Origin of the sequence: Streptomyces sp. SID11385, assembly GCF_010548245.1 — a bacterium.
Taxonomy (GTDB): Bacteria; Actinomycetota; Actinomycetes; order Streptomycetales; family Streptomycetaceae; genus Streptomyces.
On record NZ_JAAGLR010001054.1, the window covers coordinates 1 to 23008 of the forward strand.

Consider the following 23008-nt stretch of genomic DNA (forward strand, 5'->3'; position numbering starts at 1 on the left):
GCTGCGCCAGCGCCCGCCACAGCGCCCGCTCACTGCCGGGCCCGCTCTTCCAGGCGTCCTCGAACACCTCGTGCGCGTGAAACGGCCGCCCCGCGTCGAGCAGCGCCTGCGCCTCGTCCACGGTCTCCGCCCCCGCCCGCACCACCCCCTCCGGCTGCCGCGCCACCCCACCGGGGTCCCCGTACGGAAGGGGCCGCCCCAGCCCGTCCCGAGGCCGCGCACTGCGCGCCCGCCCCTCAGCGTCCCGGTCCCGCTCACCCAAGGCCCCCACACTCCCTCCGCGTCACACGACCCCCGGACGTGCGGTAATGTACTTCTCGCACGGCACGGGGAACACCTCGGCCGGGCATCGGGACGTGGCGCAGCTTGGTAGCGCACTTGACTGGGGGTCAAGGGGTCGCAGGTTCAAATCCTGTCGTCCCGACTTTACGAAGTCGCAGCTCAGGGCCGGTATCGGAGAAATCCGACACCGGCCCTGAGGCGTTTGTGGGGACCAGCGGGGGACCAGGGCTTTGCTTGACGGGTGTTCAGCGGGGCATGGCGATGGGGGTGGGGGAGGGGTGTGGGGCGCGGATTGCGGTGAGGTGTGCGGAGAGCGCGGCTCCCGCGGCGGTGATTTTGTGGGTGTCGAGGTGCAGGAAGCGGTGGGTGGTGTTGAGGGAGCCGTGGCCGGCCATGCGGCGCAGGATGCGGACGGCGGTTCCGGCGTCGGCCAATTAGGTGAGTCCGATGTGCCGGAGGTCGTGGCGGCGCAGGTGTGCGTAGCCGAGCATGGTCACGACCTCGTCCCAGCGGGTGGCGTCGCGCAGGACGGCGGTGGAGACGCCGCCTCCTCGGGGGCCGGTGAAGAGACGGGCGTCGGGATCGCGGCCTGCCTGCGACGAGGATGCGCTGGGCGACGAGAGGGCGGATCTCCTCGACGATGGGTACGTGGCGGGCGCGTTTGCCCTTGGTGCCTGTCGGTGAGACCCCCGGGTGCTGGGGCGGTCTGTCGCCGGACGGCCCAGGTCCACTGTGTGCTGTCGATGTCCCCGATGCGGTAGCCGGCGACCTCGCCGATGCGCGCGGCGGTGCAGGCGGCGAAGAGGACGACCTCGCCCCAGCCCTGGTAGTGGCCGTGGGGGGGCCACGAGGGCGTCGGCGAGCGCGACGAGGGTCTCCCAGCCGGGGAGGCCAGTGCGCGGGGGTCGAGGAGTTCGTCCTCGGCCTGCTTGTAGAGCTTCCGCCAGCCGGTCACACGGGCGGGGTTGACCTTGATGACGCTGCCGCGGACGGCCTGTTCCATGACGCGGACCAGGACGGCGATGGTGTTCTTCATGGTCGAGCGGCTGTGCCCGTCGGCGATCCAGCCCTGCACGGTGCGGTTGACGACGCCGTTCGTGATGGTCCGTACGGCGAGGTGTCCCAGGGTGGGGGGCACGCGGGTGCGCCGGCCGGCGAGGTAGGGGTCGCGGGTCTTCAACTCAAGGCCCGCAGCACTAGATCCATGTCGGTCGCGCCGCAGTCGGCGAGTTTCATGGTGGCGACCGTCGGGCTCAGTCCTGCTTCAGCGGCCTCGACTATCGCCTGAAGCCGTTCTTTCGCTTCGTCCTCGGTGTCTTTGCCCTCGGAGAGGGAAAGGCGCCGTTTGGTGACCGGGTCGTGCCGGCGGACGCGTGCACGGCAGGGGGCGGGGCGGTCAGGGCGATGCTCGATGTCGGTGGATATCCGGATGCCAGCGGGAAGGCTGGTCCTATCGGCCACTGATCCCCTTCGCGGGGACGGTGCGCCGCTTTCGCAGCCAGGTCTCCACGTTCGGGGCGCTGTAGGGGATGACGTGCTCGGAGATCGTGACGAAGGGCGGGCACTGGGGAGGCGCTGCGGTGCGCCAGCGACGCAGGGTCGACGCGTCTACCCGCAGCCAGGAGGCGAGGTCTCAGGAACGATCTCACGCTGGTGTTCCTGTCCCGCTCCGGTGTGCGGTGATATTGGCCCAACGGGCAAGTGGGGCGATTCTCCTGGGGCGCGGAGCACGCGAGAGTGACGGAGCCTGATCCACCCTTTGAAAGCCCTGACCGCGGGCAGCCCGCACTGTGTGGTCGATCGTGTTCCGGTGAGCTTTCCGGTGGGTCGGGCCCGTGATCGTGCTCGGGAGCGGACGTGGGAGAACAAGCGTCCATGGAAACATCCGGGGCGGTACCTGATCGCCATCGACGGCGAGGTGCCGGTGCTCCCCAGGGAGCGAGCCGTCCAGCACCTTGAGAACCACGGGTTCGTGGTCGCAGCGGCCGCACGTTCCGATGCCCGTACCGATGAAGGCTGGACGCAGGTCCGGTCACGTTCTGGACCGCGACCTGCCACCCCACCGTTTGACCACGGGGACACAAAACCGGGCGCCACACTGTGGGGTGGGCGTCCGCCCGCCCTGCTGCTCGGGCGACTTCGTCCATCGTGATGTGTTGCGCTCTCCGTCCTGCCACCAGTTCGGCGGCGGCCCGCAGCAGGCAGGCGCGGTTGCGGGCAGCATCGGACTCGTCCCGTGTCACGGGTGCCCGCTGACGTCACGTTCATCGCGCGGCTGGTTTCGTTCACGACAAGCAGCAGCGTTTGTCTATGAGTTGCAACAGCAGTTGGCGATCAGTGGGCCTGAAGATGTTCACGGGAAATGGCGGTGCTGCCGTCAGCGAGGGCATCCGAGCCGATCACGGGAATGACCGGCACCTCCGGAGAAGCAGGAACGGTAATCTCGGCCCATGTCCGAGACATCGGTGGCGCACTTCTACGACGAACTGGCTGACGACTACCACCTGATTTATTCAGACTGGGACGCGAGCATCCGTCGGCAGGGGGGCGCCTTGGACGCCCTGATCGGCAAAGATCGCGCGACGGTCCTCGACTGCTCCTGCGGCATCGGCACGCAGGCCATCGGCTTGGCGCTGCGCGGCCACCGGGTCAGCGGGACCGACCTCAGCCCCCGCGCCGCCGCCCGCGCTGCCCGTGAGGCCGCCCTCCGGAACCTGAGCCTGCGCACGGCCGCGGCCGACATGCGACGCCTCCCGTTCTCCGATGGCCGGTTCGATACGGTCGTCTGCGCCGACAACTCGCTGCCTCACCTGCTGACTGAGCAGGATGTGCACGCCGCCCTTGCCGAGATGCGCCGCGTGCTGCGTCCCGACGGCCTGCTGCTGGTCAGCACACGCCACTACGACGATCTGCTGCGCGACCGCCCGGCTTCGACGCCTCTACAAGTCCACAGGAACATCGACTGCGCCGACGGCGAAGAACGCACCGTCACCTTCCAGCTCTGGCACTGGCACGACGACGGCGAGCACTACGACCTGGAGCACTTCCAACTCCTTCCGGCAGGCGGAGAATGGGGCGTCCAGGTCCGCCGTACTACTTACTGGGCACTCGGCCGGGACCGGCTGGCCGGCCTCGCAGTCGAGGCGGGGTTTGTCGACCCCGACTGGCACATGCCGCAGGAAACGGGCTTCTTCCAGCCGCTGCTGGTGGCCCGCGCCGGTGAGTAGGTGACCCCACCTCTCGGCGTGGGCAGGTGTCAGCCAGCCTTGGCGGGCTGCTCAGAGCATGCTCTGGTGCTGGCGAGGTGGTAGGAGTCGGTCCCAGTCTCGATGATCGTGCCGCCGCGTACAGCTCGGCCTTGGACATCTGCGGCATGACCAGGACCTTCCATCAGCAACACCCCCATGTTGCCTTGGCAAGTACTCCAGCCCTGCCAAAACTCGTGAATATCACCCACCATCGATGTGGGTGCCTCCCTCCCGGTTCGACCTCCGCACCGGACAACCCGTCGACCCGCCGACCACGCGTCCCGTTCCCGTCTATCCGGTGCAGACCAGGCGTGCAGCCAGCATTCGACCGTGCAGCCGGCCACGTCGCCGTCGGATAGGGACACCGCGCCGCGTGAGCAGGGGCCGAGCCTGCGATTCCGGGACCGTCCGGATCACGTCTGCCCGTGGGCCGGCGGCGCGGCCGGGGCTGTCGGGGGCTCCTCGGTGGCGGCCCAGGAAGCGAGGAGGCGGAGTCCTTCTTCGGAGGGTGAGCCGGGTTCGGCGGTGTAGACGGTGATGGTGAGGCCGGGTTCGGAGGTCATTTCCAGGTCTTCGAAGGCGAGGGTGAGTTCGCCGACGGCTTGGTGGTGGAAGCGTTTGGTGCCGGTTCCGTGGTGGCGGACGTTGTGGGCGCCCCAGCGGGTGCGGAATTCCTCGCTGCGGGTGGACAGCTCGCCCACCAGGTCGTGCAGGTCCTTGTCGTGCGGGTTGCGGCCTGCTTCGGTCCGCAGTATCGGCACGCACATGTCGGCGAAGCGTTCCCAGTCGGGGTAGAAGCGCCGGGCGGCCGGGTCGAGGAACTGGAACCGGGCCAGATTCAGCTGGTTGCCGGGGGCTGCGTACAGGTCGGCGTAGAAGGCGCGGGCGAGCGGGTTGACGGCCAGGATGTCCATGCGGCCGTTGCGCACGAGCGCGGGGCCCGCGGTGATGGCATCCAGCATCCACTGGAGGCTGCGGTGCGGCGTCCACTGGGGCTTCGTGCGTCGGCGCTTGGGGCGGGTGAGGACGTCGGAGCCGTTGGCGGCCTGGGCCAGGTTCAGCAGGTGGGCGCGCTCGGCGTCGTCGAGCTGGAGCGCGCGGGCGACCGCCTCCAGTACCGCCGGGGAGACGCCGGCGAGCTGCCCGCGCTCCAGCTTCGAGTAGTACTCCACGCTCATGTCGGCGAGGGCGGCGACCTCGCTGCGTCGCAGGCCCGGCACCCGGCGGCGGGAGCCGGAGGGAAGGCCCGCCTGCTCGGGGGTGATCTTCGCGCGCCGCGAGGTCAGGAACTCGCGGACCTCTTCACGGTTGTCCATGTCTTCGACGGTACGGCCCGCCCGGCGCGGGAGGGATGTACTGCCGGTACACCCCTTGTCAGTGACTCGCTGCCCGCGCGGAATGGCGGTTACCTGGATGACGTGGCGCTCGCCGTCCCCCTCCGGCCGGGGTGGACGCAGCGCCCGCCCGGACCGCGCGGCACGTCTGCGCCGCCATCGAGCCGGGCCCGCAACCGCAGTCGAGCGGCCCGATGGCACACCGTTCGTGTGCTGGCCGCCACCGTACGCAAAGGAATCTTTCTCATGCGCGGAGCAGTGATCCACGCCCCCGGCGACATCCGCTTCGAGACCGTGGAGGACGCGAAGATCCTCAAGCCGACCGACGCCGTCATCCGTACGGCCGTGACCTGCGTGTGCGGCTCGGACCTGTGGCCCTACCGTGGCGCGGAGCCGACCGAGCACGCGCACCCGATGGGCCACGAGTACGTCGGCTTCGTCGAGGAGGTCGGCTCCGAGGTCACCTCGGTCAAGCCGGGCCAGTTCGTCATCGGCTCGTTCGCCACCTCGGACAACACCTGCGCGAACTGCCGTAACGGCTTCCAGTCCAGCTGCCTGAATGTGGAATTCATGTCCACCTGCCAGGCTGAATACGTCCGCATCCCCAACGCCCAGGGCACGCTGGTCGCCACCGACGGGGTGCCCGGCGAGGAGTTCTGGCCGGGCCTGCTGGCCGTCTCCGACGTCATGGGCACCGGCTGGTGGGCTGCCGACGCCGCCGAGGTCAGGCCCGGCTCCACGGCCGTGGTCGTCGGTGACGGCGCGGTCGGCCTGTGCGGCGTGATCGCCGCGAAGGAGCTGGGCGCGGAGCGGATCATCGCCATGTCGCGGCACGAGTCCCGGCAGAAGCTGGCGCGCGAGTTCGGCGCGACCGACATCGTCACGGAGCGCGGCGAGGACGGCGTCGCCCGGATCAAGGAGCTGACCGGCGGGATCGGCGCCGACAGCGTGCTGGAGTGCGTGGGCACCGCCCAGGCCATGAGCCAGGCCCTGCACTCGGCCCGGCCCGGGGGGAACGTCGGCTTCGTCGGCGTCCCGCAGGAGGTCGCGATCGACGGGCAGGAGCTGTTCTTCTCCCACGTCGGCTTGCGCGGCGGCCCCGCTCCCGTCCGCCGCTACCTGCCCGACCTGATCGGCCGCGTCCTGACCGGCGCGATCGACCCGGGCAAGGTCTTCGACCTCACCCTGCCCCTGGACCAGGTCGCCGAGGGCTACAAGGCGATGGACGAGCGCCGCGCGATCAAGACCCTCCTCAAGCCCTGACCCCGTTCACCCCACACGGAGCAGCCATGCAGATCACCCGCAGTTCGATCGCCACCGCCAAGGGACCCGGCGACTGGTTCACCGGCGACGTCTATATCGATGCCGTAGCCGCAGCCCCGGAGCCCTCCCGGGTCACCGCCAACCTGGTGCACTTCATGCCGGGCTCCCGCACCCACTGGCACCGCCACCCGCTCGGCCAGACCGTGTTCGTCACTGAAGGTGTCGGCCTGTGCCAGCGGCGCGGCGGCCCCGTCGAGGTCATCCGGCCGGGCGATCGCGTCCTGTTCGAGGCCGACGAGGAGCACTGGCACGGCGCCGCACCCAACCGGCTCATGGTCCACCTCGCCATCAACGAGGGCGACGCGGACCACGACGTCGTGCACTGGCTGACCCCCGTCACTGACGAGGAATACGCCGCCGCCCCGGCCACCGACTGACACCCCGGCCCCGCCCACCGCTCATCCCGCTCTTGTGAAAGGCGCACCGTGACCACTTACGCTCTCATCGGCGCCGGCTCCGGCCTCGGACTGGCGACCGCCCGCCGCTTCGGCCGCGAAGGCTTCGACATCGCCCTCGTCTCCCGCAACCAGGACCACCTGGACGCCCTGGCCGCCGAGCTGAAGGGGGAAGGGATCTCCGCCCGCGGCTTCGCCGCCGACGTGCGCGACCCCCAGGCCCTGACCGCCGCCCTGGACGCCGCGAGTGCCACGCTCGGCGTGATCGAGGTCCTCCAGTACAGCCCCGTCCCGCACCCGGACTTCATGAAGCCGGTCCTGGACACCACCGCGGAGGACTTGGACGGCCCGCTGGCCTTCTCCGCTAAAGCGCCGGTGACCTGCGTCAACGCCGTCCTGCCCGGGATGCGGGAGCTGGGCCGGGGCACGCTGCTGTTCGTCAACGGCTCCAGCGCCGTCCGCCCCAACCCCAAGGTCGCGGGCACCTCGATCGCGTTCGCCGCTGAAAGCGCCTACGCCGCGATGCTCCACCAGGCACTCGCGCCGGAGAACATTCACGCCGCCCAGCTGATCATCCCCGGCGCGATCAGCCCGGACTCCGAACAGTCAAGCCCCACGGTGCTGGCCGAGCGGCTGTACGCGATCCACTCCGAGCGCGGCGACTTCCGCCACTACTCCGAGCCGCTGCCCGACTGACCCCGGAAGAAGACAGCCGTGTCCCGTCCGTCCCTGGGCCTCGCCTGCGCCGGGGCGCTGGTTCTGGGGGTGACCGCCTGTAGCCAGAACCAACCGGAGCCCCCGTCCTCGTCCCCGCCCGCTTCCACCTGGCGCTCCACCGACCCGGGGCGTGAGGTGGAACCCGCACCGTCCGACAGGAGCACCAGCATGCGCATCGTCTTCACCCTCGACAGCCACCGCGCCGGGGCAACGCTGAACGACAGTGCCGCCGCCCGCGACCTGGCCACCCTCCTCCCGCTCACTCTCGATCTGGCGGACTTCCACGGCACGGAGCGGATCGGCTACCCGCCGCGCAAGCTCGACACCACCGGCGCACCCGACGCGTCGTACCCGAAGGCCGGGGACCTCGCCTACTACACGCCGTGGGGCAACCTCGCCCTCTTTTACCGCGACGGCGACCACTCCCCGAGCCTGGTCATCATCGGCCTCCTCGATCAGCCCGAGGACGCCGACCGCCTCGCCACCGCCGAGCGCGTGCGCATCGAAGCCGCTTCCTGACCCTCCCCGCGTCGCCGCTCACCTGCTGATCGACACCGTCCCCGTACGAAAGCAGAAGTTCCCCCGTATGCCTTCCGCCGCCAAGACCACACAGGGCAAGCTGCCCGTCGTCGTCTGGGTGCTCGCCGCCGGCGCGTTCCTGATGGGAACCACCGAGTTCGTCATCGCCGGACTGCTCCCCGACATGGCATCCGACCTCGACGTCAGCGTCTCCCACACCGGCCTCATGATCACCGTCTTCGCGATCGGCATGATCATCGGCGGCCCGGCGATGGCCCTGGCCACCCTGCGCCTGCCCCAGCGCCACACCGTCGTAGGGTCTTTGGCCGTCTTCGCCCTCGGACACATCGTCCTCGCGGCCAGCACCGACTTCACCGTCATCCTGATCGCCCGGTTCGTCACCGCCCTGGCCACTGGCGCGTTCTACGCCGTCGGCTTCGTCATCGCCACCACGGCCGCCGGACCCCAGAGGTCCACCCGGGCGGTCGGCATGATCATGGGCGGGCTGACCCTGTCCAACGTCCTGGGCGTGCCGATCGGCTCCTTCGCCGGACAGGCCATCGGCTGGCGCGGCCCGTTCTGGGCCCTCGCCGCCCTCTCCGCCGTCGCCGCCGCCGTCATCGGCCGGTTCCTGCCCACCGCCGAACAGCGCGCCACCGTCTCAATGCGTGCCGAGTTCACGGCGCTGCGCAACACCCGCCTGTGGCTGGCCCTGACCGCCGCCGTGATGATCATGGGCGGGGTGCTGGCCGCTTACACCTACATCACCCCGCTGCTGACCGACCGGGCCGGCATCCCTGCGGGCGCCGTGCCGCTCGTGCTGATTGCTTACGGTGCCGGTGCGCTGGGCGGCACTGCCATCGGTGGGCGGATGGGCGACCACAAGCCGATGGTCACCACGATCACCGCCGCCGCGGGCACCGCCCTGGCCCTGTTCCTCCTCATCCCGCTGTCGACCAGCGCGGTGGCCACGATCGTGCTGTTCGCGCTGATGGCGATGACCGGGTTCACGCTGAACCCGATCGTCACCTCGCTCTCGGTCCGCTTCGCGGGCGACGCCTCGACGCTGGCCTCGTCGCTGACCACCTCGGCCTACGAGACCGGCGTCGCCGCCGGGTCCGCGCTCGCCGGTGTCGCCCTGGGTTCCTCCCTCGGCCTGACCGGCCCAGCCCTGGTCGGCGCGGTCTTCGCGGTCCTGACCCTCGTCCCGCTGATCGCCCTCGCCGTGCGCGGCACCACCACCCGGCCCCGCGTCGTCGCCCAGCGCACCCACGAGCCGGGGACCGATGCCGGGGCGCGGCCCGAACAGTCCGCGGCAGCCTCCGCGGCCCGGCACTGACAGCCGTACGCCCACTTCGTTCCCGGAGGCCCAGAGTGAGCATCACCTACGACTTCACCGGCAAGGTCGCCTTCGTCACCGGCGCCGCGGGCGGCATCGGCCGGGCCACCGCCCTCGCCTTCGCCCGATCCGGCGCCCGCGTCGCCGTCGCCGACCGTGACGGTGACGGGCTGAAGGAGACCGCCCGGCTCATCACCGACGCCGGCGGCCAGGCTCTCGCCCTGGTCTGCGACGTCACCCGCGAGGACGACGTACAGGCCGCCGTGGACACCATCGCGGACCGGTTCGGGCGGCTTGATGCCGCGTTCAACAACGCCGGTATCGAGCAGCCCGTCCAGCCGGCCTCCGAGACCGGCAAGGACGACTGGGACCGCATCCTCGGCGTCAGCCTCACCGGCATGTTCCTGTGCGCCCGCGCCGAGATCCGCCAGATGCTCCAGCAGGACGAGGGTGGCGCGATCGTCAACGTCTCCTCCGGCGCCGGAATCAAGGGCTTCAAGGGGCAGGCCGCCTACGCCGCCGCCAAGCACGGCGTCATCGGCTTCACCCGCTCCGCCGCCCTCGACCACGCCGCCGACCGCATCCGCATCAACGCGATCTGCCCCGGGATCATCGACACCGAGATGATCCGCCGTTTCGGCGACACCCGACCCGGCGGACGCGAAGGACTCATCGCCGACGAACCCGTCGGCCGCCTCGGCAAACCCGAGGAGATCGCCTCCGCCGTGCTCTGGCTCTGCTCCGAGGACGCCGCCTTCACCACCGGCACCGCCCTCGTCATCGACGGCGGCCAAACCATCTGACCACCGATTCACCAGCGTGTGAAAGGACGTGATCCACATGACGCCCACCTACGACTTCACCGGCAAGGTCGCCCTCGTCACCGGCGCCGCGGGCGGCATGGGCCTGGCCACCGCCCGCGCCTACGCCCGCTCCGGGGCCGCCGTCGTCCTGGCCGACCTCAGCGAAAACGCCCTGACCGCAGTGACCGAGGAACTGACCTCCGCCGGCCACCGGGCCCTCGCCGTGACCTGCGACGTCACCGACGAGGACCAGGTCGCCGCCCTCATCGACCAGACCGTGGCCACCTTCGGCCGCCTCGACATGGCCTTCAACAACGCCGGCATCATGATCCCCCTGGCCGACGCTGCCGAGGAGGACGCTTCCGCCTTCGACCGGGTCAACGCGATCAACCTGCGCGGCGTGTGGGCGTGCATGAAGCACGAACTGCGCCAGATGCGCGCCCAGGACGAGGGCGGCGCGATCGTCAACTGCTCCTCCCTCGGCGGCCTCGTCGGCAACCCCCAGCGCGCCTCCTACCACGCCACCAAGCACGGCGTCATCGGCCTCACCAGCAGCGCCGCACTCGAATACGCCCCGCGCGGCGTCCGCATCAACGCCGTCTGCCCCGGCACGATCGAAACCCCGATGGTCGCCGACATGATCGCCAAGGGGGAACTCGACCCCGCCGCCGCGGCGGCGGACGCACCCATCGCCCGCCTGGGCACCGGAGAGGAGATCGCCGAAGCCGTCCTGTGGCTCAACAGCCCCGCCGCCAGCTACGTCGTCGGCGTCGCCCTGCCCGTCGACGGCGGCTACGTCGCCCGCTGACCCATCCCCGGCCACTCACCGGCACCCCGCCCGCACGGGCGAACGAGGAGGAGAGATCAGATGGCACGCGTACTGGTCACCGGCGCCGCCACAGGGCTCGGCCGCAACACCGTCGCGGCCCTGCTCGATGACGGCCACGAAGCCGTTCTCCACGCCCGCCACCCGGGCCGGCTCACCGACGTGCGTGACCTGCTGGACCGCGGTGCCCTTCCGGTCACCGGCGACCTGGCCACCCACGAAGGCACCCTGTCCGTCGCCGAACAGGCCAACACCCTGGGCGGGATCGATGCCGTCATCCACAACGCCGGCGTCTACGACGGACCCGACACCCTCGCGGTCAACGTCCTCGCCCCCTACCTGCTGACCTGCCTGATCGCCGGGCCCGGCCGGCACGTCTACCTCAGCAGCAGCATGCACACCGGCGGACATGCCGACGCCGGCCTCATCGACTCACGGCGCGAGGACGCCCCGCTGGGCTACTCGGACAGCAAGCTGTTCGTCACCGCCCTGGCCGCCGCTCTTCCCCGCCACCGGCCCGGCGTGCACAGCTTCGCCGTCGACCCCGGCTGGGTTCCCACCCGCATGGGCGGCCCCTCCGCCCCCGACGACCTGGCCCTCGGGCACGTCACCCAGCTCCACCTGGCCACAGCGTCCGGCCCCGGTGCCACGGGCAGCTACTGGCACCACCAACGCCAGCAGACCCCGCACCCCGCGGTACGGGACGAGAGCTTCCAGGACGCAGTCCTCGACGCGCTCGCCCAACGCACCGGCATCACCCTGACCCCCCGATGAACAACCCCCGCACGAAAGGCAGACACACCATGCAGTACAAGCACCTCGGCCGCACCGGGCTGAAGGTCTCCCGCCTCGCGCTGGGCACCATGAACTTCGGCGACGTCACCGACGAACCCACCAGCTTCAAGATCATGGACGACGCCGTCGAAGCGGGCATCAACCTCTTCGACTCCGCCGACGTCTACGGCGGCCCCCAGTCCCCCGACATGAAACAGGGCTACGGGATCTCCGAGGAGATCATCGGCCGGTGGCTCGCCCAGGGAGGCGGCCGACGCGACAAGATCGTCCTGGCCACCAAGGTCTACCAGCCCATGGGCACCGGCCCCAACGACAAGTACCTCTCCGCCTACAAGATCCGCAAGGCCGCTGAGGACAGCCTCCGGCGTCTCCAGACCGACCACATCGACCTCTACCAGATGCACCACATCGACCGGTCCACCCCCTGGGAGGAGATCTGGCAGGCGATGGAGCAGTTGGTCCGCGAAGGCAAGGTCACCTACATCGGCAGCAGCAACTTCGCCGGCTGGCAGATCGCCACCGCGCAGAACGCCGCCACCGCCCGCGACTTCATGGGCCTCGTCTCCGAACAGAGCCTCTACAACCTCACCGCCCGCACCATCGAACTCGAAGTCATCCCCGCCCTGCGCTACTACGGCCTCGGCCTCTTCCCCTGGAGCCCGCTCGGCGGCGGACTCCTCGGCGGCGCCCTGAAGAAGGCCCAGGAAGGCCGCCGCTCCTCACCCGAGATGCAGAAGACCATCGAACGGCTCCGCCCCCAGCTGGAGGCGTACGAGAAGCTGTGCGACAACATCGGTGAACAACCCGCCGACGTCGCCCTCGCCTGGCTCCTGCACAACCCCGTCCTGACCGCCACCATCGTTGGCCCCCGCACCCCCGAACAACTCGCCATCAGCCGCCGGGCCCTTGACGTCACCCTCACCGATGACACCCTGGCCAAGCTCGATGAGATCTGGCCCGGCCCCGGCGGCGAAGCCCCCGAGGCATACGCCTGGTAACTACCGACCGGGAGCAGCAGGCCGTCGTCGCCGCTCGTGGCCCGCGTGTTCGCCACCAATACATGGTGACGCGCACGGCCAAGCGGTGGAGCCCGGCCTTGTCGGAGACTGCGCCGCACGTCCAGAACAGCGTGGGCTCCTCGGGCCGGCGCGACGATCACGGTTCTCGGCTACCGCCGCATTTCCGCCACTGAGCCCTTTCCAACCTCACAGCGCTGGCCTTGAGTTGGACGCTCCTGCACAGCAATGAAGCTCCTGGCAGACGGGGTTCTCGACCAAGATCACCCGCGCTGCCAGGAGCAGCCGAACCGTGCGGTTCCTGACCGGGCAACTGGCCACCGGCGACGGGACCAAGATCCGCTGCATCGGCGAGCAGGCCATGACCACCCTGAAAGCCTGGCGACTCCTCCGCAAGCTCCGATGCAGCACCAACCGCATCACCGACATCGTGAGGGCCGTCCTCGCCCTCCACCACACCTCAGGCTGAGGTTGGAAAGGCTCAGTGACGCGCCGTCCTCACATGGCACGGCCCTACGCCTGGTCGCGCCTGCTAGTCGTCTCGCCCAGCCCGAGGGTCATGCTGCCCGTGAGCTGACGAGCGAAGTTCTCCAGGATTGAGGGGTTGGTAGCGAAGAACCCCGTGACTCGCTCGGTTCGCCGCTCGGGCATGGCTCTTTCAATTCCTGCTGCCATACCAGGGCGGCAGCACCGACATTTCCGGCCTCGGCATTCACGATGAGGCTCCAGAGCGCCTGCTGGGCGTCCTCATGAGCGAGCCACGTCCTGAACATCTGCTGGAGCTGCTTGCTCGTCACAGTGACCTTTGATTCGCTGGGCGCGGCGGCCACACTTGGCAAGGCGCGTCAGCCTCGACTCCCGGACGGCAGCAGGAGTTGCCGTCGTGATCCCGATCCGCAAGACCTTCTTCTTGGCCCTGCGGGCCTGCTGCTTCAGCACCAAGGCTTCGCGCCTGGCCACGAGGAACGGTACGGTCTGGGTGTTCCACCAGTGGACAACTAGAAGTTTCGCGACTTCCACGGGACCCTCGATGATCTGGCCCGACATCAACGGAACCGTCACCGTCCTCTTCGAGAACCGGACCTGGCACACCGGAGGCATCAAGCTCTCAGGCCGCCCCCGCATCGCCCTCATGCTCCAGTACGGCTACCGCTGGCTCCACACCGTCGACGACCCCGCCACCGGCCTCCGCCAGGACCCCACCCCCCACCCCCATCGAGCAACAGTTCCTCGGCCTCCCCGACCGGCACCCGGACGGCTCCCTCGCCAAAGGCGCGGGAGCAGCCCCTATCCGCTCTCGGTGGGAGAGTTGATGACCGCATGTGCTTCGTGGGGCCGGGGCCCGTGCGACGGCGGAGCGGGGTCGTGAAGAAGATCACCCGATCTTGACGGGTGGGGGTGCCGCCTCCGACGCTGGGGGCCTCTGGTGACGGGGGGCCTGTGAACGGACCTGGCGACGTGAGCGGAATCGGCGGCTGTCGTGACGACGTCCGCGAGGTGACAGAGCTTCTCGACGATCCCGAGGTACGGCTGCTGAACCTCGTCGGGATCGGCGGAGTCGGCAAGAGCCGGCTGGCGGGTCACGTGTGCGAGCACCTCGAACAGGGCGGTGCGGAGATCCGCGTCGTCGAACTCGCGGAGGCGGACGGGCCCGAGGCCGCTCTCGCACTCCTCGCCGACGCGCTCCCCGCCGCTCCGGCCGACGGAGCCCGCCCTCCCCTCGTGCTCGCCGAGAACCTGGAGTCCACAGCGCCCCTCGGGCGCGCTCTCGCCGCGCTGCTCGCCGCACACCCCGGGGTCACCGTGCTCGCGACGAGCCGCGTGGCCCTCGGCCTCAGCCGTGAACACCTCTACCGCGTACGCCCGCTCGACGTCACGGACGGCGCCGCCGCCCGCGCCCTCTTCCTGCGGCACGCCCGCCGGGTCGCGTACGAGAGCAGCCTCGACACGCACGAGCAGACGGTCACCGCGATCTGCCGGCAGCTCGAAGGCCACCCGCTCGCGCTGATCATCGCGGCCGGGCAGCTCGCCGTCCTGCCCGCCGACGCACTCCTCTCCCGGCTCCGCGCGGGCGGCCCCTTCCCCTGCCGGGCCCCGTCGACCTGCCCGAGCGGCACCGCCATCTCGGCCGCGTCCTGGACGACACCGCGGCCGCGCTCTCCCCGCGGGGCCGTCGGCTTCTCGCCCGTACCGGCGTGTTCGAGGACCACTTCACTTACGAGGCGGCCGCCGAGGTGCTTGGCGGCACCGAAGGCGTCATCGACGGCGGCGGGGACCGCGACGGGGGAGAACCCGCCGGGGACGCGGCCGAGGAGCCGCTGTGGGAAGGCATCGGCGAACTGGTCGCCCACGAACTGCTGCACCCGACCGGGCGCGGTGCCGGTGCCGGCTTCCGGATGCCCGCGCTCGTACGCGAGTACGCGCGCCGCCTGCTGCGCGAGGACGCCGGAACGGACGGCGCCGACGCCGTGCGCGACGCGCACGCCCGCCACTTCGGCGCGCGCGTCCTGGACGGGCACGCGGCCCACGGAGAGGGGGCAGAGAGCTGGGCCCGGCGTGTCGAGGAGGAAGCACGGGACGTACGGGCCGCCCTGCGCCACCTCATCGACTCCGCCGACCCCCTCGCCCTCGACGTGGCCGCGGCCCTGCGCGGTCACTGGCTCGCCAGGGGGCGGCTGCGGGAGGGCATCGCCCTGCTCGACGAGGTGCTCGCCCTGCCCTCGCCCGGCGAGGGCACCGCCCGGCTGCGCGCCCGCGAGGCGCACGCCGTGCTCACCGGGGCCGCCAGCTCCTACGCCCACGCGCTGACCGCGCTCCAGGAGTGCGCCGACGACTGGGAGGCCGCGGGGGACAGGACCGCGCGCGCCAGGACTCTCGTGGACCTCGGCGCCGCAGTCTTCGAAGCGCACGGCTTCGACCGCGCCGAACCCCTCTACCGGGAGGCCATCGCCGTACTCGACGCGGCGGAGGACCGCTGGTGGGCGGCGCGCGCCCGCAGCCTGCTCGGGGCCTCGGCGGCCGCGACCGAGGAGCACCGCGCGCTCGCGAGGGCCGCACTCGACGAGGCCGTGCGCGGGTTCAGGGAACTGGGCGAGAGCACCTGGACCCACGTCCCTTACCAGCAGCTGGGCCGCATGCTGCACGAGGAGGGGCACCAGGTGCAGGCTCTCGCGCTGCTCGGCGAAGGGCTCGCGCTCGCGCAACGGGGCGGCGACGACTGGAACGCCTCGGTCTTCCTCAACCTCCTCGCCGATGTCCGGCTCGCTCGCGGCGAGGCGGCCGTGGCGGGCGGCCACCACCTCGACAGCCTGCGGCTCGTGGAGGGCATCGGGGCCCGGCCGCGGTACGTGTGGTGTCTCGAAGGGCTCGCCGCCTGCCTCGACGATCTCGGTGAAACCCCGTACGCCGCACGGCTCGTGGGCCTGTCACGGGCGGTGCGCGCCCGGCTCACCCTGGACGGCTGGACCGAGTTCCCGGCCCGCGCCATCGACTTGAACAGCATCGAGTGGAGTCTGCCCCGCCCCGACTTCGAGCGGCTGTGCGCCGAGGGGGCCGCGCTCACGGTCGGCGACGTCCTCACCGAGGTGCCGCCGCTGCTCTCCGCGAAACGTGTGCCCGGCCCGCGCAGGGAACGCCGCAAGCGCCACCCCGACGGGCTGACCGGTCGCGAGGCCCAGGTGCTGCGGCTCATCGCCTCGGGCGCGACGAGCCGCGCCATCGGCGCCGAACTGTTCATCAGCGTGGAGACGGTGGGCCGTCACATCAGCAACCTCTACCGGAAGATCGGCGTCTCCAGCCGCGCCGAGGCCACCGCCCACGCCATCCGCTCGGGGCTCCTGGACGACTGACCGGACAGCGCCCACCGCGTCCCGTACCCGTACCCGTCCGGAAGTGACCAGTTCCTGTGACGGGGCGGAAGTGACCAGTTCCTGTGACGGGCCATGGGGGACACGCCTGCCGCGGGCCAGGTCACACGGCCGACACGAACGATTCACGCACAGGACTTCCGGCGGTCCGCTTCCGGCCGTGCGGAATACCGAGTTCTCGTCATTGTCACCCCCCGGCCCCTGGCAGCACGCTTCGTCTGTCGGAACCCCTCCCGACTTCCCCGTACCGCCCCCGCCTGTCTCGCCGCGCCCTGCCGGGCACCGCGAAGGCGGTGGGCGTCGACCGGAAGGATCGCCGGATGGACCACCGGGCACACTGTCCGCCACCCCTGCCGACCCCCGCCCCGGACCGCGGGACCGCGGCCCGCCGCCGTCTCCGCCCTCTGGCCGCCGCCGCGGCCCTCCTCGCTCTCACCGCGCTCGTCGGCTGCGGGCCCTCGCAGGAACTGCGCCGGCACGACGGGCTCGCCGTCGTCCACGTCGGGCACCTCCCGGTCGTCGACGCCGTCGCCTTCACCCTCGCCCTCGACAAGGGCTGGTTCCGCGACGAGGGCATCGACGCCCGCGCCGACGAGACCAGCGCGGGCGCCCTGCTCACCAACCTCATCAACGGCACCGACCAGTTCGCGCTGTGCGAGACCGCAGGCGTCGTCTCCGCGTACGCGAAGGGCCTGCCCGTCCATGTGATCGGCGGCGTCAGCAAGGCCGCCGCCCGGCCCGAGGACGACAGCGGCGGACTCCTCGTCATGCGGAACGGGCCGGTGAGGAAGCCCGCCGACCTCAACGGCCGCACCGTCGCCGTCGGCCAGCTCAAGGGCGGCGGGGAAGTCGCCCTGCGGGCGGCCCTCGACAAGGCGGGCGCCGACAGCGACCGGGTCAAGATCCTGGAGATGCCGCTGTCCGACATGACCGCCGCCCTCGTCAAGGGCCGCATCGACGCCATGAGCACGATCTCCCCCTTCGACACCACCGCCCTCGCCCAGGGCGCCGTACGCCTCATGGCACCCGGCGCCGAGGCCGCCCCGCGCGGAATGCAGATGGCCGTGGCCACCTCCTCCGTCTTCGAGCGGAAGAACCCAGAGGTCGTCCGCGGCTTCCGGCGCGCCCTCGACAAGGGAATCGCCTACGCCGCCGCCCATCCCGACGCCGTGCGCCAAGGTCTCTCCGCCCTCAGCCCCATGCCGAAGAAGCTCATCGCCACGATGAAACTGCCCGTCTTCGACGCCTCCACGCCCCGGTCCTCGCTCAAGGTGTGGACCGATCTCATGGAGCGCTACCGGTTCCTCTCCCGGCCCGTCGACGTCGACGAGCTGCTGAGCTGAAAGGAACGGCATGACCACCTCGCCCCAGACCCTCGGCCCGCCCGCCGCCCCGGCCCGGCCCGCCCGCACCCCGCTCCCGTACCGCAGGCCCCTCACCCAGCTCGCCTTCGCCGCCGCCGCCGTGCTCGCCTGGGAACTGGCCGTACGCGTCGAACTGCTGCCGCCCAGTTCCGTCCCCACCGCGCGGGACACCGCCGCCGCGCTGCGCACCCTGGCGGGGAGCGGCGGATTCTGGCACGCCCTCGGGCAGACCGCGCTCGGCTGGGGCACGGGACTGCTGCTGTGCACGGCCCTCGCGGTGCCCGCCGGTCTCCTCATCGGCACCTCACGGTTCCTCACCCGCGCCACCCGGCTGCTCATCGACTTCCTGCGCACCATTCCCGCCGTCGCCCTGTGCCCCGTACTGCTGCTCACTCTCGGCTCGACGATGACGATGAAGCTCGTCCTCGTCGTCTCCGGGGCGTTCTGGCCACTGCTCACCGCGACCGTCGACGGCGTGCGGCACGTCGACCCCGTCGCCGCCGACACCTTCCGCACCTTCCGGCTGCCCGCCCACCGCCGCGTCCGCCACCTCGTGCTGCCCTCCGCGCTCCCCTTCCTCGTCACCGGGGTGCGCAACTGCGCCGTCCTCGCCCTCATGCTCACCACCGCGGGCGAGTACCTCGGCGCGGCGCCCGGCATCGGCGACGAACTCTCTCGCGCCCAGCAGGCCGGCGCGATCGACCGTATGTTCGCGCTCCTCGTTGTCGCGGGACTCCTCGGCGTCGCCCTCAACAGCCTCCTGATGACGGCCGAACGCCTTGCCCTGCCTTGGGCGCCCGCCCACCGAGAGGGGGCCCGCCGGTGAACCGCCTCGCCCAGCTGCTGCGCGCCGCGGCGCACGAACTATGGCTGCCCGCCGTGCTGACCGCCGCCCTGTGGACCGTCACCGTGCGGCACCACTCCTTCTTCTTCCCCCCGCTCCCCGAAATCCTGAGCGCTTTCAAGGACTTGTGGCTCTTCGACCGGCTCGGCTCCGACGCCCTGCCCAGTGTCCTCAACCTGTTCGCCGGACTCCTGCTCGCCACCGTCGCCGGTATCGGTCTCGGCCTGCTCCTCGGCCGCGCCGGACGGCTCTACGACGCCGCCCGGCCTGTTCTGGAGTTCCTGCGCGCTGTCCCCGGCATCGCCCTCGTCCCCGTCGCCCTCGTCCTGCTCGGCACCGGGGACGGCATGAAGGCCGCGCTCATCGCGTACGGGACCGTGTGGCCCATCCTGCTCGGCACCGTGGACGGCGTACGGTCCCTCGACCCGACCGTCGAGGCCATGGCCGACAGCTACCGGCTGCCGCGCGGCACCCGGCTGCTGCGCGTCGTCCTGCCCGGCGCGGCGCCGCAGATCCTGGCCGGCGCCCGGGTCAGCGTCGCCCTCGGCGTCGTCCTCATCATCGCGAGCGAGTACACCGCGTCGACGCACGGCATCGGCTACCTGCAACTCCAGTCCCAGCGCACCTTCGACATCCCCGAGATGTGGGCCTCCCTCCTGCTCCTCGGCATCCTCGGCTACGCGAGCAACCTCGCCTTCCGCGCCCTCGAATCGCGCCTGCTGCGCTGGTACACCGGTCAGCGCGCCGCCGGAAACGGAGACCTCCCCTCATGACCGCACCCACGGCACGCACCACCACCGGCACCACCACGGCCCCGGGCGCCACGACAGCAGACCCTCTCCTCGAAGTACGCGGCATCACCAAGTCCTACGGCGGCGGGGACACCGCCCGGCAGGTACTCGGCGGCATCCACTTCGCCGTCGGGGAAGGCGAGTTCGTCACCGTCGTCGGCCCCTCCGGCGCCGGCAAGACCACCCTGCTGCGCTGTCTCGCGGGACTGCTCGACCCCGACTCCGGCGAGGTCCGGCTCGACGGCACCCCCGTACACGCCCCACCCGAGGGGCTCGCCCTCGTCTTCCAGGACTACTCGCGCTCCCTGCTGCCCTGGATGAGCGTCCTCGACAACGTCCAACTGCCCCTGCGACAGCGGGGGAGCCGGGCCGCGACCCGCCTGGCCGCCGCCCGCGAAGCCCTTGCGGCCGTGGGGCTCGCCGAGGCCGGACGCCTCTACCCCTGGCAGATGTCCGGCGGGATGCAGCAGCGCGCCGCCATCGCCCGCGCCCTCGCCTGCGCCCCGCGCGTCCTCGTCATGGACGAACCCTTCGCGTCCGTCGACGCGCAGACCCGCGCCGACCTGGAGGACCTCACCCTGCGGCTGCAACGCCGGCTCGGCATGACCGTGCTCCTGGTCACCCACGACATGGACGAGGCGGTCTACCTCGCCGACCGTGTCGTGGTCCTCTCCGGCGCCCCGACCACCGTCAGCGAGATCGTCCCCGTCGACCTGGGAACGGAGCGCGAGCAGATGGCCACGAAACTGCTGCCCGCCTTCGCCGAGCTGCGCGCCCACGTCCTCGGACTCGTCCGCAGGCCCGCCCGGGCGGGGGACGGGAAGTGACCAGGTACCGGTAGCACTCGCGCCCCCGTACCGGCGAGGGATACCGGATTCCGGGGATGAGCGGGCCCGGCCCCGCGCTCCACGATGGGCGGACGGCCCGCACCACGAAGCCAGGAAAGGGGAGGATCTCCATGTCCGCCACCGGGAGGACCACCACGTCCGCCACCGCGCCACCGCACCACGACGCCCCCGGGCACGCACCGTCGGCCGACTTCAAGGACGCGATGGCCGCGCTGTGCTCACCGGTCACCGTGGTCACCGCGCGGCGCGCGGACGGCAGCCCCTGCGGGGTGACCGTGAGCGCTTTCGCCTCCCTGTCCCTCGACCCGCCCATGGTCACCATCGCCCTCGACCGGCGCTCCAGCCTCCTGCCGGCCGTGCGCGCCACCGGCAGGCTCGGCGTGTGCCTCCTGGGCGCCGACGACCACCAGCTCGCCCTCACCTTCGCCACCTCCGGCACCGACCGCTTCGCAGCGGTGCGCTGGCACCACGAGAACGGACTGCCCCGGCTCAGCGAGGCCCCGGTCTGGCTGGAGTGCGAGGCCACCACCCTGGTCGAGGGCGGCGACCACGTCCTCGTCCTCGCCACAGTGCGCGCCGCCGGTACCCGCCAGGCCCCGACCCTCGCCTACCAGAACCGGCGCTTCGGCACCCACCAGCCCCTGCCGGCGCGCCCCGTCACCGCCCGTTCCTGAGCCCGCCACCGCCCACTCCTGAGAAGGAACCGCCCATGACCACGTACGCCCCGGCGCCCACCGCCTGGCCCGCCGAACCCGCCGCCCGCCGCGCCCACGCCCTCGCCGCCGTCGAGGCGATCCGCGAGGAACTCGCCCTCGGCGCCGCGGAGTCGGAGGAACAACGCCGGCTCAGCGACCGCTCCGCCGCCGCGCTCAAGTCCTCCGGGCTGCTCGGCATCATGACCCCCGACGACCTCGGCGGCAACGTGGTCGGTGCCGTGACCGCCTTCGAGATCATCGAGCGGATCGGCCACATCGACCCTGCCACCGCCTGGACGGCCACCATCCTCCTGGAGGGCGCGGGCGAACTCGCCACCGTCGTCCCCCCCGCCACCGCCCGCCGGCTCTTCGGCCGGGGACTCGCCCTCAAAGCCGCCTCGCTCAAGCCGGGCACCGCCGAGCGGGCCGAGGGCGGCTACCGCGTCACCGGCCGCTGGGACTTCGTCAGCGGACTCCACCACGCCGACTACGTGGGAGCCACCTTCCTCGTCGACGACACCGAGGGACGCCCCGTGCGCCGCGCCGCGATCCTGCCGAAGGCGGACATCCAGGTGCTCGACGACTGGCGGGTCCTCGGCATGCGCGGCACGGGCAGCAGCAGCTTCGCCGTCGAAGGGGCCTACGTGCCCGATGAGCTGATCTACGACCCCATGGGCTATGGGCGACGCCAGGACACGCCGCTCGCCCGGCTCGGCATGGTCCCGTATGTCCTCCAGATGCATCCCGGCATGGTCCTCGGCGCCGCCCGCCGGGCGCTCGACGAGATCGTCGAGGCGGCGCCCCGCATCCGCCGCGGCAGCCGTATCAATCTCAGCCGGCCGCCCGCCCTGTCCGAACTCACCTGGTTCCAGCGGGAGCTGGGCGAACTCGACGCGCGGGTGCGCGCCGCGCGCAGCCTCTGCCTGGAGACCCTGACCGAGGTGGACGAGGTCGTCGGCCGCGGCGAGCGGGCCGAACTGCCGCTCCTGGACCGTATGCAGACCACCGCCTCACTCGCCGCGAAGACCGCCGTCGACGTCGCCACCCGCGTCTTCCGGCACGCGGGCGCGGCGGCGATTCTCGAAGGCTCGGTCTTCGGCAAACTCGTACGCGACCTCAACACCATCTCCGCGCACGGAGTGATGTCCGAGGCCGGCTTCGAGAGCCACGCCGAGTTCGTCCTCGGCCTCCAGACGGCGGAGAACCGGCGCATGGTGTAAGCGGGGTGCGGGTGCGGCTTCTCAGGGCCGGTACCGGAGAGATCCGGTGCCGGCCCTGAGGCGTTCGCGCGTCAGGAGGCTTCGCGGGGCTGCGAACGCCCGGGTGGGGCGAGGACGTTCTGGACGGCGGGGCCAACGAGGGTGACGAGGGTTTCGCGTTCTGCCGCCGTCAGTGCGGGGACGCCGACGATGTTCCGGCCCATCACCAGGCCCACGAGCATCGACGAGACGATTCCCACCCGCAGGACCGCCTCCTCGTCGACGGCGCGGGTCGCGCGGGCGCCGACCAGCAGGCGCTCCTGGAGGAATTCGCGCAGTTGCTCGTTCGCCTGCTCGTTGACGATGGCGCCCCGGAGCATCGCCATGAGGGGCGCCGAACTCCGGGCGTCGGTCTCGAACACGTCGAGGAAGGCCCGTACGACCCGTGCGCCCAGGCCCTCGTCCGTCCCCTCGAACGCGGCGCTGAAGTGTCCCAGGGCGCTCACGGGCACGGACATCACGGCGGCGAACAACTCGTTCTTCGACTGGAAATACTGCATCACCAGCGAGGCGTCCACCCCGGCGTCGGCGGCCACGCGCCGGATCGTGGTGGCCGTGAAGCCGTCCGCCGCGAAGCGTGCCCGGGCGGCGTCGAGTATCGCCTGCCGGGTGGCGTTCGCTCCCCTTCGGCGTCCGCGGAGTGGAGGTGCGGGGTTCGCGCGTGCGGTCATGACCGCGAATTTACCTTCGAACGATGTCTCAACACGTGTTGAGAAGTGTGGCCGCCGCGCCTACGCTCGCACC

Annotated in this window: 25 protein-coding genes, 1 tRNA gene and 2 pseudogenes; 20 read left to right on the plus strand and 8 right to left on the minus strand. The window is 71.3% G+C overall.

Annotated elements, in window-relative coordinates; all coding sequences use genetic code 11:
• Positions 1-271, minus strand: a 271-nt coding sequence (locus tag G3I42_RS32015) for a DUF309 domain-containing protein (RefSeq protein ID WP_164291183.1), incomplete at its 3' end; no start/stop codon positions are given.
• Positions 272-350: 79 nt separating this feature from the next.
• Here G3I42_RS32015 and G3I42_RS32020 point away from each other — a divergent pair.
• Positions 351-424 (plus strand) — tRNA-Pro (locus tag G3I42_RS32020).
• A 103-nt stretch (positions 425-527) separates the two neighbouring features.
• Here the strand turns inward: G3I42_RS32020 and G3I42_RS38005 are convergent.
• From G3I42_RS38005 to G3I42_RS37200, 3 genes are read right to left on the minus strand one after another with little or no spacing between them, the layout of a single operon-like run.
• Positions 528-716, minus strand: coding sequence for a hypothetical protein (locus G3I42_RS38005; RefSeq protein ID WP_239096817.1), 189 nt, complete (start codon positions 714-716; stop codon positions 528-530).
• Positions 717-775: 59 nt separating this feature from the next.
• Positions 776-1420, minus strand: coding sequence for a hypothetical protein (locus G3I42_RS32025; protein ID WP_239096818.1), 645 nt, complete (start codon positions 1418-1420; stop codon positions 776-778).
• A gap of 38 nt (positions 1421-1458) precedes the next feature.
• Positions 1459-1743, minus strand: a complete 285-nt coding sequence (locus G3I42_RS37200; protein WP_203607624.1) for a hypothetical protein — start codon at positions 1741-1743, stop codon at positions 1459-1461.
• 989 nt (positions 1744-2732) lie between these two features.
• Between G3I42_RS37200 and G3I42_RS32030 the strand changes: the two genes are divergently transcribed.
• A complete protein-coding gene (locus G3I42_RS32030; RefSeq protein WP_164291184.1) occupies positions 2733-3509 on the plus strand; it encodes a class I SAM-dependent methyltransferase in 777 nt (258 codons plus the stop codon).
• Between the two features lie 238 nt (positions 3510-3747).
• Positions 3748-3834 (plus strand): annotated as a pseudogene (locus tag G3I42_RS38015) (Rieske (2Fe-2S) protein); the annotation flags it as partial.
• Between the two features lie 109 nt (positions 3835-3943).
• Here G3I42_RS38015 and G3I42_RS32040 read toward each other — a convergent pair.
• On the minus strand, positions 3944-4846 hold the full coding sequence (locus tag G3I42_RS32040) for a helix-turn-helix transcriptional regulator (protein WP_164291185.1): 903 nt from the start codon (positions 4844-4846) through the stop codon (positions 3944-3946).
• A gap of 264 nt (positions 4847-5110) precedes the next feature.
• Here G3I42_RS32040 and G3I42_RS32045 point away from each other — a divergent pair, with 264 nt between their 5' ends.
• The 10 genes and pseudogenes from G3I42_RS32045 to G3I42_RS32090 all read left to right on the plus strand — a co-directional run.
• Positions 5111-6127 (plus strand): zinc-dependent alcohol dehydrogenase family protein, encoded by a 1017-nt coding sequence (locus tag G3I42_RS32045; RefSeq protein WP_164291186.1) that lies wholly within the window; start codon positions 5111-5113, stop codon positions 6125-6127.
• A 26-nt stretch (positions 6128-6153) separates the two neighbouring features.
• Complete coding sequence (locus tag G3I42_RS32050) at positions 6154-6564, plus strand: cupin domain-containing protein (protein ID WP_164291187.1); 411 nt, start codon at positions 6154-6156, stop codon at positions 6562-6564.
• 48 nt (positions 6565-6612) lie between these two features.
• Positions 6613-7278 (plus strand): SDR family NAD(P)-dependent oxidoreductase, encoded by a 666-nt coding sequence (locus G3I42_RS32055; RefSeq protein ID WP_164291188.1) that lies wholly within the window; start codon positions 6613-6615, stop codon positions 7276-7278.
• Positions 7279-7467: 189 nt separating this feature from the next.
• On the plus strand, positions 7468-7818 hold the full coding sequence (locus G3I42_RS32060; protein ID WP_164291189.1) for a cyclophilin-like fold protein: 351 nt from the start codon (positions 7468-7470) through the stop codon (positions 7816-7818).
• A 67-nt stretch (positions 7819-7885) separates the two neighbouring features.
• Positions 7886-9157 carry an MFS transporter gene (locus G3I42_RS32065; RefSeq protein WP_164291190.1) on the plus strand — a complete coding sequence of 424 codons (1272 nt, stop codon included), beginning with the start codon at positions 7886-7888 and terminating at the stop codon, positions 9155-9157.
• Between the two features lie 35 nt (positions 9158-9192).
• Complete coding sequence (locus tag G3I42_RS32070; RefSeq protein WP_164291191.1) at positions 9193-9960, plus strand: glucose 1-dehydrogenase; 768 nt, start codon at positions 9193-9195, stop codon at positions 9958-9960.
• A gap of 37 nt (positions 9961-9997) precedes the next feature.
• Positions 9998-10768: a glucose 1-dehydrogenase gene (locus G3I42_RS32075; protein WP_164291192.1), complete on the plus strand. Its 771-nt coding sequence runs from the start codon at positions 9998-10000 to the stop codon at positions 10766-10768.
• Between the two features lie 60 nt (positions 10769-10828).
• Positions 10829-11560 (plus strand): SDR family NAD(P)-dependent oxidoreductase, encoded by a 732-nt coding sequence (locus G3I42_RS32080; protein ID WP_164291193.1) that lies wholly within the window; start codon positions 10829-10831, stop codon positions 11558-11560.
• A 29-nt stretch (positions 11561-11589) separates the two neighbouring features.
• Positions 11590-12579 (plus strand): aldo/keto reductase, encoded by a 990-nt coding sequence (locus G3I42_RS32085; RefSeq protein ID WP_164291194.1) that lies wholly within the window; start codon positions 11590-11592, stop codon positions 12577-12579.
• 352 nt (positions 12580-12931) lie between these two features.
• Positions 12932-13066: pseudogene (locus G3I42_RS32090) on the plus strand (IS5/IS1182 family transposase); the annotation flags it as partial.
• A gap of 278 nt (positions 13067-13344) precedes the next feature.
• Here the strand turns inward: G3I42_RS32090 and G3I42_RS32095 are convergent.
• Complete coding sequence (locus G3I42_RS32095) at positions 13345-13644, minus strand: hypothetical protein (RefSeq protein WP_164291195.1); 300 nt, start codon at positions 13642-13644, stop codon at positions 13345-13347.
• 240 nt (positions 13645-13884) lie between these two features.
• A complete protein-coding gene (locus tag G3I42_RS32100; RefSeq protein ID WP_164291196.1) occupies positions 13885-14550 on the minus strand; it encodes a hypothetical protein in 666 nt (221 codons plus the stop codon).
• Positions 14551-14792: 242 nt separating this feature from the next.
• Here G3I42_RS32100 and G3I42_RS38530 point away from each other — a divergent pair, with 242 nt between their 5' ends.
• The 7 genes from G3I42_RS38530 (at position 14793) to G3I42_RS32135 (ending at position 22225) form a co-directional block, all read left to right on the plus strand.
• Positions 14793-16445 (plus strand): LuxR C-terminal-related transcriptional regulator, encoded by a 1653-nt coding sequence (locus tag G3I42_RS38530; protein ID WP_164291197.1) that lies wholly within the window; start codon positions 14793-14795, stop codon positions 16443-16445.
• Positions 16446-16783: 338 nt separating this feature from the next.
• Entirely contained in the window at positions 16784-17806 is a 1023-nt protein-coding gene (locus G3I42_RS32110) for an ABC transporter substrate-binding protein (RefSeq protein WP_164291198.1), read from the plus strand.
• Positions 17807-17816: 10 nt separating this feature from the next.
• Positions 17817-18653, plus strand: coding sequence for an ABC transporter permease (locus tag G3I42_RS32115; protein ID WP_164291199.1), 837 nt, complete (start codon positions 17817-17819; stop codon positions 18651-18653).
• Positions 18650-19444: an ABC transporter permease gene (locus G3I42_RS32120; protein ID WP_164291200.1), complete on the plus strand. Its 795-nt coding sequence runs from the start codon at positions 18650-18652 to the stop codon at positions 19442-19444. Before G3I42_RS32115 ends, G3I42_RS32120 begins: the two co-directional genes overlap by 4 nt.
• The gene (locus G3I42_RS32125) at positions 19441-20289 is read left to right on the plus strand and encodes an ABC transporter ATP-binding protein (protein ID WP_164291201.1); all 849 of its coding nucleotides are present in this window, start codon (positions 19441-19443) and stop codon (positions 20287-20289) included. The genes G3I42_RS32120 and G3I42_RS32125 overlap by 4 nt, the downstream gene beginning before the upstream one ends.
• Positions 20290-20420: 131 nt before the next feature.
• On the plus strand, positions 20421-20984 hold the full coding sequence (locus G3I42_RS32130; protein ID WP_164291202.1) for a flavin reductase family protein: 564 nt from the start codon (positions 20421-20423) through the stop codon (positions 20982-20984).
• Between the two features lie 35 nt (positions 20985-21019).
• Complete coding sequence (locus G3I42_RS32135) at positions 21020-22225, plus strand: acyl-CoA dehydrogenase family protein (RefSeq protein ID WP_164291203.1); 1206 nt, start codon at positions 21020-21022, stop codon at positions 22223-22225.
• Positions 22226-22296: 71 nt separating this feature from the next.
• Here G3I42_RS32135 and G3I42_RS32140 read toward each other — a convergent pair whose 3' ends face one another.
• Positions 22297-22935 (minus strand): TetR family transcriptional regulator, encoded by a 639-nt coding sequence (locus G3I42_RS32140; protein WP_164291204.1) that lies wholly within the window; start codon positions 22933-22935, stop codon positions 22297-22299.
• Positions 22936-23008: the final 73 nt, after the last annotated feature.

What these genes read in the sequence shown, in the direction of transcription:
- G3I42_RS32030 (WP_164291184.1), top strand. Translation starts at nt 2,733, where the DNA reads ATGTCCGAGACATCGGTGGCGCACTTCTACGACGAACTGGCTGACGAC.
- G3I42_RS32085 (WP_164291194.1), top strand. Translation starts at nt 11,590, where the DNA reads ATGCAGTACAAGCACCTCGGCCGCACCGGGCTGAAGGTCTCCCGCCTC.
- G3I42_RS32080 (WP_164291193.1), top strand. Translation starts at nt 10,829, where the DNA reads ATGGCACGCGTACTGGTCACCGGCGCCGCCACAGGGCTCGGCCGCAAC.
- G3I42_RS32075 (WP_164291192.1), top strand. Translation starts at nt 9,998, where the DNA reads ATGACGCCCACCTACGACTTCACCGGCAAGGTCGCCCTCGTCACCGGC.
- G3I42_RS32060 (WP_164291189.1), top strand. Translation starts at nt 7,468, where the DNA reads ATGCGCATCGTCTTCACCCTCGACAGCCACCGCGCCGGGGCAACGCTG.
- G3I42_RS32095 (WP_164291195.1), bottom strand. Translation starts at nt 13,644, where the DNA reads ATGTCGGGCCAGATCATCGAGGGTCCCGTGGAAGTCGCGAAACTTCTA.
- G3I42_RS32135 (WP_164291203.1), top strand. Translation starts at nt 21,020, where the DNA reads ATGACCACGTACGCCCCGGCGCCCACCGCCTGGCCCGCCGAACCCGCC.
- G3I42_RS32040 (WP_164291185.1), bottom strand. Translation starts at nt 4,846, where the DNA reads ATGGACAACCGTGAAGAGGTCCGCGAGTTCCTGACCTCGCGGCGCGCG.
- G3I42_RS32125 (WP_164291201.1), top strand. Translation starts at nt 19,441, where the DNA reads ATGACCGCACCCACGGCACGCACCACCACCGGCACCACCACGGCCCCG.
- G3I42_RS32110 (WP_164291198.1), top strand. Translation starts at nt 16,784, where the DNA reads ATGGACCACCGGGCACACTGTCCGCCACCCCTGCCGACCCCCGCCCCG.
- G3I42_RS32140 (WP_164291204.1), bottom strand. Translation starts at nt 22,935, where the DNA reads ATGACCGCACGCGCGAACCCCGCACCTCCACTCCGCGGACGCCGAAGG.
- G3I42_RS32115 (WP_164291199.1), top strand. Translation starts at nt 17,817, where the DNA reads ATGACCACCTCGCCCCAGACCCTCGGCCCGCCCGCCGCCCCGGCCCGG.
- G3I42_RS32050 (WP_164291187.1), top strand. Translation starts at nt 6,154, where the DNA reads ATGCAGATCACCCGCAGTTCGATCGCCACCGCCAAGGGACCCGGCGAC.
- G3I42_RS32045 (WP_164291186.1), top strand. Translation starts at nt 5,111, where the DNA reads ATGCGCGGAGCAGTGATCCACGCCCCCGGCGACATCCGCTTCGAGACC.
- G3I42_RS32130 (WP_164291202.1), top strand. Translation starts at nt 20,421, where the DNA reads ATGTCCGCCACCGGGAGGACCACCACGTCCGCCACCGCGCCACCGCAC.
- G3I42_RS32065 (WP_164291190.1), top strand. Translation starts at nt 7,886, where the DNA reads ATGCCTTCCGCCGCCAAGACCACACAGGGCAAGCTGCCCGTCGTCGTC.